Source organism: Candidatus Glassbacteria bacterium (genome assembly GCA_019456185.1).
GTDB lineage: Bacteria > Gemmatimonadota > Glassbacteria > GWA2-58-10 > GWA2-58-10 > JAJRTS01.
Map to the genome: position 1 here is coordinate 1 of VRUH01000093.1, position 8018 is coordinate 8018.

An 8018-nucleotide genomic window follows, 5' to 3' on the forward strand; every position below is an offset into this window, starting at 1 on the left:
CGGTGGCCCTGGCGTATTCATCGAGCGCCATGCTGTAAAAACATTCGCTGAACAGTTTGCGCTGGATAAACACCGGCCTGCCCTCACGCGTGAGGCTGAAATAAACCCGGCCGTCGGGCGTTACTCCGTGACGGGTAATAAATTCCAGCCCCAGCCGGGCGGCGTCCAACCATTCGGCCCGGCCGCCGAATTCGTTGTAGAGCCGGCTGAACATCCAGACCATCCGCGACTGGAGCCACATGTGCTTGGTCGTGTCGTACACCGACCCGTCGCGGTCGAGGCAATTGAAATAGCCGCCGCATTCGGTGTCCAGCGAATACTTCAGCCAGAAAGGAAGCACGTTGTTCAGCAGCTCATCGGACAGTTTTTCCCGCCAGGATTCGATATCCAGCGCTTTCTTCATGATCTGCTCCGGCACTGTTATTGGCTTAGCGTGTGACAAGAATTGGTATCCAAAAATACAGGGAAGGGCGCGCGAAGGCTATCAAAACTTTACGCCGACTGTGCGGGAAGCGTGGCGATATACCTGAAATAAAAAAGGCTGCCGGCAAACGACCATCCGGGGGGAGGCCATGCTGCCGGCAGCCTTGTCGCCTTTTCAGTGAAAACACCCCGACTCAGGGTTCTCCACCAATTAAGGCTGTATTATTCGTCGGTATTCAGAGCGGTCTGCAGGCTCTTATCCTTGAACTCACAGACAGCGGCCTGAATGTTCTCCCGGGTAACTTCACAGGCGGCCACTTCACTGAAATCACCATTCTCGGCTGCGTTGGCGACCCAGGCGCGGTGCTTGTCATCCAGCTTGCTGGTGCCGGCTACAATCTTCTGCAGCGTAGCGCGGCTCACCTCACAGGCGGCTACCTTGCTGAAATCGCCGCTGGCGGCGGCCTGCTCGATCGCGTCGAGGCACTTGGCATCGACACCCTGGCTGCTGACAGCGTAGCTGGCCAGGGAAGCCTGGATCCGCTCGCGGGTCGCGGAGCAGGCGGCTACATTGCTGAAATCACCGCTCTCCAGGGCGGCCTGGACATTGGCCTTGGTCTTGCTGCAGAAAGCGTCCGTGCTGGTGGTCAGCTTCTGCAAGGCAGTGCGCGTGGTGGCGCAGGCGGCTACCTTGCTGAAATCGCCCGTGCTGGCGGCGAGGTGAATATTCTTCAGCACCTTGGCGTCGATACTGGCGGTCTGCTTGGCGCTGCAGGCAGCATCGGTGCCAGCGGTCTTGACAGCGCCGGCGGCGCAGCAGCCGCCCTCGGCGCTGGCGGTCTTGACATTGCTGGCCTGATGGACCGTCTTGGTCTTGGTGCATTCAGCGCTGGCGGTCTGGCTGGCCGAGCAAGTGGATGCGCTGGCGGTCTTGGCCTCGGAACAACTGCCGTCCGCACTGGCGGTCTTGCTGGCCGAACAGCTCTCGCCGGCCATGGCAGTGACGCTCAGCGCGAACACGGCCGCTGCAATGAAGAGAGAAAGTCTCACTAACAGGTTCTTGCCGTTCATCTAAACCTCCTTTGGGGAAAGTCCCCGGTGATTAGCGGCTCCAGCTCATCTGGAGCCAAGACAATGCATTGCGCAAGCGCTGTCGGCCACCAGGGCGTATCCGTTACCACCCTCCGACCAGACAACCACGTTGCAGTCTTTGTCCAGCGTAGACGGACAATTCACGTTGGAACTCTGCACTACTTCCTTGGCCGCGGATTCCGGCAGGCCGAAATCCTTACTGCGAAACTGAATAATCGCACACCGTGACTGCTGCCCGGCCTGGTGCGACCAGCGCGTGTAGACAGCCGGGTACGCGCCGAGTGAACTGCTGCGCCCGCCGATCAGGCTCAGATCGGACTGGACAACCGGCATCTTGACCTGGAACGGCACCGTTCCTTCGAGGTTACGCTCCAGGTAGCCGGGGTCGAGAGTGATCACGCTCACATCATGGTCGTGAACGTAGCTCTCCAGCGCCAGCTCGGCTATCAGCTCGATCTGACGGTCGGTGCGGGCATTGTCACGCATGAAAAACAGCGCGCCGCCGCCGAATCCGATCATAAGCAGCACTGTCGCTGCGATTCTGAGCACCGGCGAGGCAAACGTTCTAGCAGCGAAGCCTGTCCCGGAGCCGGCTGAAATTTGCATCAGGCCGCCGGCCAGCTTCTCGGGAACCCGGACGTTCAGCAATTCAAGGCGAATACGCTCGTTCTCCTCCAGCAGCTCAAGCCATTCGCCGCGCGCCCAATCGCCCTCGGCAGCCAGCTCTGCCTCCAGCTCACTGCGCAGCGGGTCATCGGGCGGCAGCATGGACGCTTCCAGCATCCTGCGGCGGAGAATCTCTTTTGGATCGTTCTGCATACTCATTAGGTACTTTTTCTTCAAAAATTAAGGTTTGTCATCAATTGTCCGGACGGTACATCCCACTCGCAGGGGACCAGAGCTTACTTCCTGTTAAGATAATCTTTCATCACCGCACGCGCGCGGTGAATCCGGCTGAGCACCGTTCCCAGCGGAACTCCCAATTGCTCGGCCGCTTCGGCGCAGGTCAATCCCTCCAGAAACACCATCAGGAACGGCTCCTTGAACCGTCCGTCGAGCTGCTCGAGCGCTTTCTGAACGCTGTCGTGGTCGGCGATCCGGTCAAGCACCTCGCGCCGGCTGTCCTCGTCGACCAGTTCGTCCATGTCCTGCGGGTCGTGCGCGATTTCCCGGCTGCGCTTGCGGTCCCGTTGGAGGTGAGCGTTCCGGTAGCGCAGGATGCTGTAAAGCCAGGATCGAGCCTTGCTTTCATCCCGCAGACTGCCGAGTGATTTCCACGCCTCGCTGAAAGCCTCCTGGACAAGGTCCTGTGCGGTGTCGTGTCTGCCGCACAGGCGGTAGGCGTAGCGGTAAAGGCCGTCCGCGCATGTCTTTACCAGAAACTCGTAGAGCTTCTTTCTGTCTTTTCCAGGGGGCATGTTCGGGGAGAGTCCCCTCAGGCCGTACGCGCGGCATGCGGCCTTCGTAAATTAAAGTGACATCCGGGAAGCAAATTATTCCACAAAATTCAAAAAAAATCAACCCCGCCCGGCAAAGCGCGCCAACCTCGACGGAGACAGGCCCAGTTCATGGCCCAGAATCGCCAGCTGGTTTTCCCAGGTTGTCCGCCAGAAACCCCGCCTGCGCCAGCGACGGGCGGAACTGAGCACCGGAACGTCGAGTGTCACCACCCGTCCGCGGGCGGCCAGGCGACGGGTCAGTTCGTAGTCCTCCATCAGGTCTATCTCCGGATAGCCGCCCACGGTGCGGAAATCCTCAGCCCTGACAAACAGCGCCTGGTCGCCGTAGGGGATCCCCATCGACCGGCTGCGGAACCAAGCCGTACGCTCGATCACCCGCAGGCCGACATGGTCTTCATCGAGGTCCAGGCGAAACGCGCCGAGGGAGACATCCGGGATTTCGAGCGTATTCCGGACCAGCGAATCGAATCCGGGCGGCAGAATCGTATCGGCGTGGAGGAACAGAAGGTACTCTCCGGCCGCCGCACGGGCGCCGAGATTCATCTGCACGGCCCTGCCCCGCGGACAATTAAGGACTTTCAAGCCCAGTTCCACGGCCAGTGCGGAGGTTCCGTCGCCGCTGCCGCAATCGGCAACGATCACCTCGACACTTTCTCCTGCCGCCCGGAGCGCGGCAACCGCCCGGGACAGGATTCCGCGTTCGTTCAGGGTGGGAATCACCACCGATACCAGTTTGGATTCACGTCCGTGGAGCAGCAAGCCGCTGACCGTTTCCGCTCCCGGCAGCGATGAGGGGCTGTCCAGGTCCGCCAGCCGGTCAACCGTGGCCACGCTCAGATCCGCCGCGAGTGCCTTCTGCATCGTCTGTTCCAACACGCCGGGAGTGCTCCACTCGATCCCGGTGAAAATCCCATGGGCGCTAAGCCGCAGCCCCACAAGGTAGTAGCCTCCGTCTTCGGCCGGACCCAGCACCACATCGTGCGTTTCGAGAGAGTCGAACGCCCGCCGAAGAATCTCCGCGTGCAGCCCCGGCAGGTCAGTGCCGATCAGCACCGCCGCGCACACTCCATCGGCCAGCGCCCGCTCCAGGCAGGAGTGCATCCGCTCGCCCAGGCCGCCGCCGGACTGCGGGACGTAACTCAGGCCCGGTCCCAGCCAGCGTTTCATCCGGGAGGCCGATCCGCCGGAACAGCTGACTTCCACCTCGAGTCCGGGGAACTCGATCAGGCTTCTGGCCGCGGCCACGGTCCGCTCGGTGAGCAGGCGCTGCACCCGGCTGGCCCCCGCCTCCCCCAGTTCACCGATCAGCCGGGTCTTGGCCGAGCCGGGCGAGGGAAAGCGGCTGAACACGATCAGCCGTCGCTGAGCGGGACCGGCGACCCTGGTCAGGAAACCTTTCAGCGCCTCGCGAAAAATAACGTAGAGGATTTTGCCGCCAGCCCCGATCACTCCACGGACAGTCCCGCTGACTTTCGAGACCCCGATCCGGTTGCGGTAGTCAACCGGGACCTCCAGGGTACGCAGGCCGTGCCTGATCGCCTTGATCTGCATTTCGATGGTCCAGCCGTAGTTGCGGTCCCGCATGTCCAGCTTGCGCAGGGCCGGGGCGCTGATCGCGCGGAACGGACCCAGATCGGTGTAGTCAGCACCCCAGAACAGTTTCATCAACATGCAGGCCAGGGTGTTGCCGAGCCGCTGCTGGGCAGTCAGCGCCCCCTTTTCAGCCAGTCCAAGCCGACGGGATCCCAGGCACATATCCGCCCGGCCGTCAGCCAGCGGATCGACCAGCAGGGCCATGCGCGAGGGGTAATCGCTGAGGTCGGCGTCGAGAAACACCAGGATATCGGCATCCTCCGCCGCGGCGATCCCGGCCAGGCAGGCGGCTCCGTATCCCCGTTCCTGCTGAACGATAACCTCGGCCCGCCCCGTTGCCCGCACCACCCCGGCGGTACGGTCGGTCGAGCCGTTGTCGGCCACGATCACGCGGTCGGCCCAAGCGGGAATCTCCCCGATCACCCTGACGATCGAGCGCTCCTCGTTAAGCGCCGGGATTACGACCGCTATTTTCTTACCGTGCCGCATGCCTATCCTCCGCAACATCATTACCGCTCTTGAGCCACTCATACCCCAGCATCGCAAGCACCGGAAGATATTCCAGCCAGACAATCCAGTGATCGAACAGGGTCACCAAACCGCGGGCATCCAGATAGAAGCGGACGTAATATAGCGGCAGGAGCGCGGTAAGCAACAGCAGGCTCCCGAGTGGCGCCAGCGCAAGCAGCGGCAGCAGCCAGGAATAGTACCACGGGAACTGGGTGGGGCTGAGCAGGAACATAGCCGTCACCACCACCAGGCAGCGGCGGACGAGCTGTCCGGGATTTTCCCACGGCTTGCGCGCCTGCCAGGCGATCAGCCCCAGCAAGACCGATCCGACTGTCAGCCTGGCCGCCAATTGCGCCCAGCCGGCGCTGTCCGTGAAATTCTGAAACAGCCACAACGGCAGCATGAAGATTGCGTCATTCATTTCCCAGCGGCTGAAATAAGCGCTGAATCCGCTTGTCCCGCCAGTTATCTGACCGGCCAGCGGAAGGTATATGATCGAGCAGACAGCGATAAACAGAACTACTCCCGCTGCCGCCCTCCAGCGGCCGGTCCGGCCGGAGCGGATTATGACCGGCAGCAAAACCACCGGCCAGAGCTTTGCCCCGGCCGCCAGTCCCAGCAGGAGCGCTCCTGTAACCAGGCGACTATCGGCAGCGGCCAGCAGCGCACCCAGCACCAGCGGTATCAGCACGATATCCATATGCGCGGAGTTATAGAACTCCTTGACCAACAGCGGGTTCCACCACCAGAGAGCCAGCATGGCCAGGGGAAGGCCCAGCTTGCCGAGCAGGCGACAGAGGAGCAGAAGCGCCGCGAGGTCGAAGAGGAAAATAACCACGCGCCAGGCGTTGAGGCTCCAGGGAGCAAGGAAGTGGGCCGCGGCGAATGCCGCCTGGGCCACGGGCGGGTAGATAGTTTTCAGGTGCGGATGGTTAATCCTGGCAAGGACCTCGCCGCCGGAGCCGGCCAGGGCGGCATACGCCGAGTCCGTGGCCGAGGGCGGGAAAGAGGCGACAGTAACGGCTCCCGGCGCGCGTTCGTATGGATCGAGACCGGCGGCGGTCACTGCCCCGTCCCACAGGTAGCGGTACCAGTCGTCTTCCATCATCGGCAGCGAAAAAAACATCGCCAGCCGCATCGCCAGGCCGACTACTATTATCCACCAGAACAGTCTGCGGCCCGCATAATTCCAGGCACCCACCCGCCAGACAGCGATCAGGTAGACAACCCCGGCGCAGACAAGCAGGCCGGCCAGGGCGATCAGCGGGCGGTCGATGATCTGCCGGTTGTAGTCAAATCCCCGGGAAACACCGGTTAACATCAGGCAGAGGACAACCAGAGCGATACCGGTATAAAGCCAGCGAGCGGGTATCCGGTCGAGATTATCGGTGATGGCGCAAGAGAGCCGTTGCATCGCCTGACCAGAACGTACGGTGGATAGAGATAACCAGCTTGATGACTGCGCTGGATGGAACGAGCGGAATTGGATCGAGCTTTGATTCAGGCGCCGACATCGGCCTCGCGGTCAAGGAACCAGATCAGCCTGCCGTCGACGGGATTCACCATCGCAGCGGGGTAAATCTCCCGGGCGCGCTCAGGATCATTAAGCACGGAATCCAGGACTATCCGCTTTCCCCCGCCGGCGGCGAGGAACAGCACTGTCGCTGCGTTGTTCAGCACAGGCAGAGTGACCGAAACCCGCTCGGTGGTCTCGTATTCCGCCGGCGCCCGGACGGCTGTCACCGGTTTGACGGTTTCCTTCAATTCGACGCCGCCCGGGAACAGCGACGCCGTGTGACCGTCCTCCCCGACCCCGAGCAAGATAAGGTCGAAACGCGGGATGTTCCATGCTTCAGATTCAGCAGCAATTTCATTCCCTGCAAAAAAACCTGTCAGAATTCCGGCGTAACGCTGTGCCGCCGCGGCCGCGTCAGCAGAATCCCCAGTCGGGACAGGGAAAACATTTCCGTCCGGAACAGGCACCCGCTCGATCATCGCCTGGCGAGCCATCCGGTAGTTACTCTCGGGATGGTCGTCCGGGACAAAGCGCTCATCTCCCCAGAACAGGAAAGTATCGATCCACGGCATCCGGGCGTTGAACGGTTCGTCCGCCAGCAGTGCGTAGAGCGTACGGGGCGTACTCCCTCCGGCCAGCATGAGGGTGAACGAGCCGTGGTCCTCCACCGCCGCCCCGGCCAGTTCGCAGACCAGCTCCGCGGACGCCCCGCTCAGTGAGTTCTTATCGTCGTATACTCTTATCTCTCGCTTACCCATCGCCGTTTCTTCCAAAATATTACCTGCTCTCAGCGGGGTATGTTTTCACCCTCGAGCAGCCGCCAGCGCCGGCCATCGGCTCCCAGCAGGCGGTCCGCCGCCTCGGGTCCCCAGCTTCCGGCCGGGTAGGGATGCGGGCGGTCGTCCTCACGCTTCTCCGCCCAGCGCTCCAGCACAGGCGTAAGCAGGCTCCAGGCCACCGTGACTTCGTCATGGCGGATAAACAGGGTCTGATCGCCGGCCACGCAGTCCATCAACAGGCGCTCATAGGCTTCGGGCAGCCCCTTGCTGTAGACATCGCGGTAGTGGAAATCCAGGGTCAGCGGCACCATCTTCACCTGCGGGCCCGGCCGCTTGGCCTGGAAGGTCAGGCTCACGCCCTCCTCGGGCTGGATATTGATCACCAGGACGTTGGGCTCCAGCTGCTCGGCCAGCACACCGGAGAACATGCTGTGCGGCACCTGCTTGAACGTAATCGCCACCTCGCTGGTGCGGCGCGGCAGACGTTTACCGGAGCGGATGTAGAAGGGGACATCGTGCCAGCGCCAGTTGTCGAGCAGGAGCTTGGCGGCCACGTATGTCTCCACTGTCGAATCGGGAGCGACTCCCGCCTCCTGACGGTAACCGGGCGCCTTGCCGCCGTCGACCTCGCCGGCCGTGTACTGG

The 8018-nt window shown here is 62.2% G+C and carries 8 protein-coding genes; all 8 read right to left on the reverse strand.

Features of this window, described 5'->3' with window-relative positions; translation table 11 throughout:
- Positions 1-403, reverse strand: a 403-nt coding sequence (locus FVQ81_17620) for an N-acylglucosamine 2-epimerase (GenBank protein ID MBW7998350.1), incomplete at its 3' end; no start/stop codon positions are given.
- A 242-nt stretch (positions 404-645) separates the two neighbouring features.
- Positions 646-1494: a hypothetical protein gene (locus tag FVQ81_17625; GenBank protein MBW7998351.1), complete on the reverse strand. Its 849-nt coding sequence runs from the start codon at positions 1492-1494 to the stop codon at positions 646-648.
- A 45-nt stretch (positions 1495-1539) separates the two neighbouring features.
- On the reverse strand, positions 1540-2334 hold the full coding sequence (locus FVQ81_17630; protein MBW7998352.1) for a hypothetical protein: 795 nt from the start codon (positions 2332-2334) through the stop codon (positions 1540-1542).
- Positions 2335-2417: 83 nt separating this feature from the next.
- Positions 2418-2933, reverse strand: a complete 516-nt coding sequence (locus tag FVQ81_17635) for an RNA polymerase sigma factor (GenBank protein ID MBW7998353.1) — start codon at positions 2931-2933, stop codon at positions 2418-2420.
- Between the two features lie 99 nt (positions 2934-3032).
- Positions 3033-5075 (reverse strand): DUF2064 domain-containing protein, encoded by a 2043-nt coding sequence (locus FVQ81_17640; GenBank protein ID MBW7998354.1) that lies wholly within the window; start codon positions 5073-5075, stop codon positions 3033-3035.
- Complete coding sequence (locus tag FVQ81_17645; GenBank protein ID MBW7998355.1) at positions 5044-6492, reverse strand: DUF2029 domain-containing protein; 1449 nt, start codon at positions 6490-6492, stop codon at positions 5044-5046. The genes FVQ81_17640 and FVQ81_17645 overlap by 32 nt, the downstream gene beginning before the upstream one ends.
- Before the next feature lie 86 nt (positions 6493-6578).
- Entirely contained in the window at positions 6579-7352 is a 774-nt protein-coding gene (gene pgl, locus FVQ81_17650; protein ID MBW7998356.1) for a 6-phosphogluconolactonase, read from the reverse strand.
- 29 nt (positions 7353-7381) lie between these two features.
- A partial coding sequence (locus FVQ81_17655) for a glucose-6-phosphate dehydrogenase (protein MBW7998357.1) occupies positions 7382-8018 on the reverse strand: 637 nt, incomplete at its 5' end.

Excerpts from the sequence above, each read along its gene's own strand:
- FVQ81_17625 (MBW7998351.1), bottom strand. The coding sequence starts at position 1,494 with ATGAACGGCAAGAACCTGTTAGTGAGACTTTCTCTCTTCATTGCAGCG.
- FVQ81_17630 (MBW7998352.1), bottom strand. The coding sequence starts at position 2,334 with ATGCAGAACGATCCAAAAGAGATTCTCCGCCGCAGGATGCTGGAAGCG.
- FVQ81_17635 (MBW7998353.1), bottom strand. The coding sequence starts at position 2,933 with ATGCCCCCTGGAAAAGACAGAAAGAAGCTCTACGAGTTTCTGGTAAAG.
- FVQ81_17640 (MBW7998354.1), bottom strand. The coding sequence starts at position 5,075 with ATGTTGCGGAGGATAGGCATGCGGCACGGTAAGAAAATAGCGGTCGTA.
- FVQ81_17645 (MBW7998355.1), bottom strand. The coding sequence starts at position 6,492 with ATGCAACGGCTCTCTTGCGCCATCACCGATAATCTCGACCGGATACCC.
- pgl (MBW7998356.1), bottom strand. The coding sequence starts at position 7,352 with ATGGGTAAGCGAGAGATAAGAGTATACGACGATAAGAACTCACTGAGC.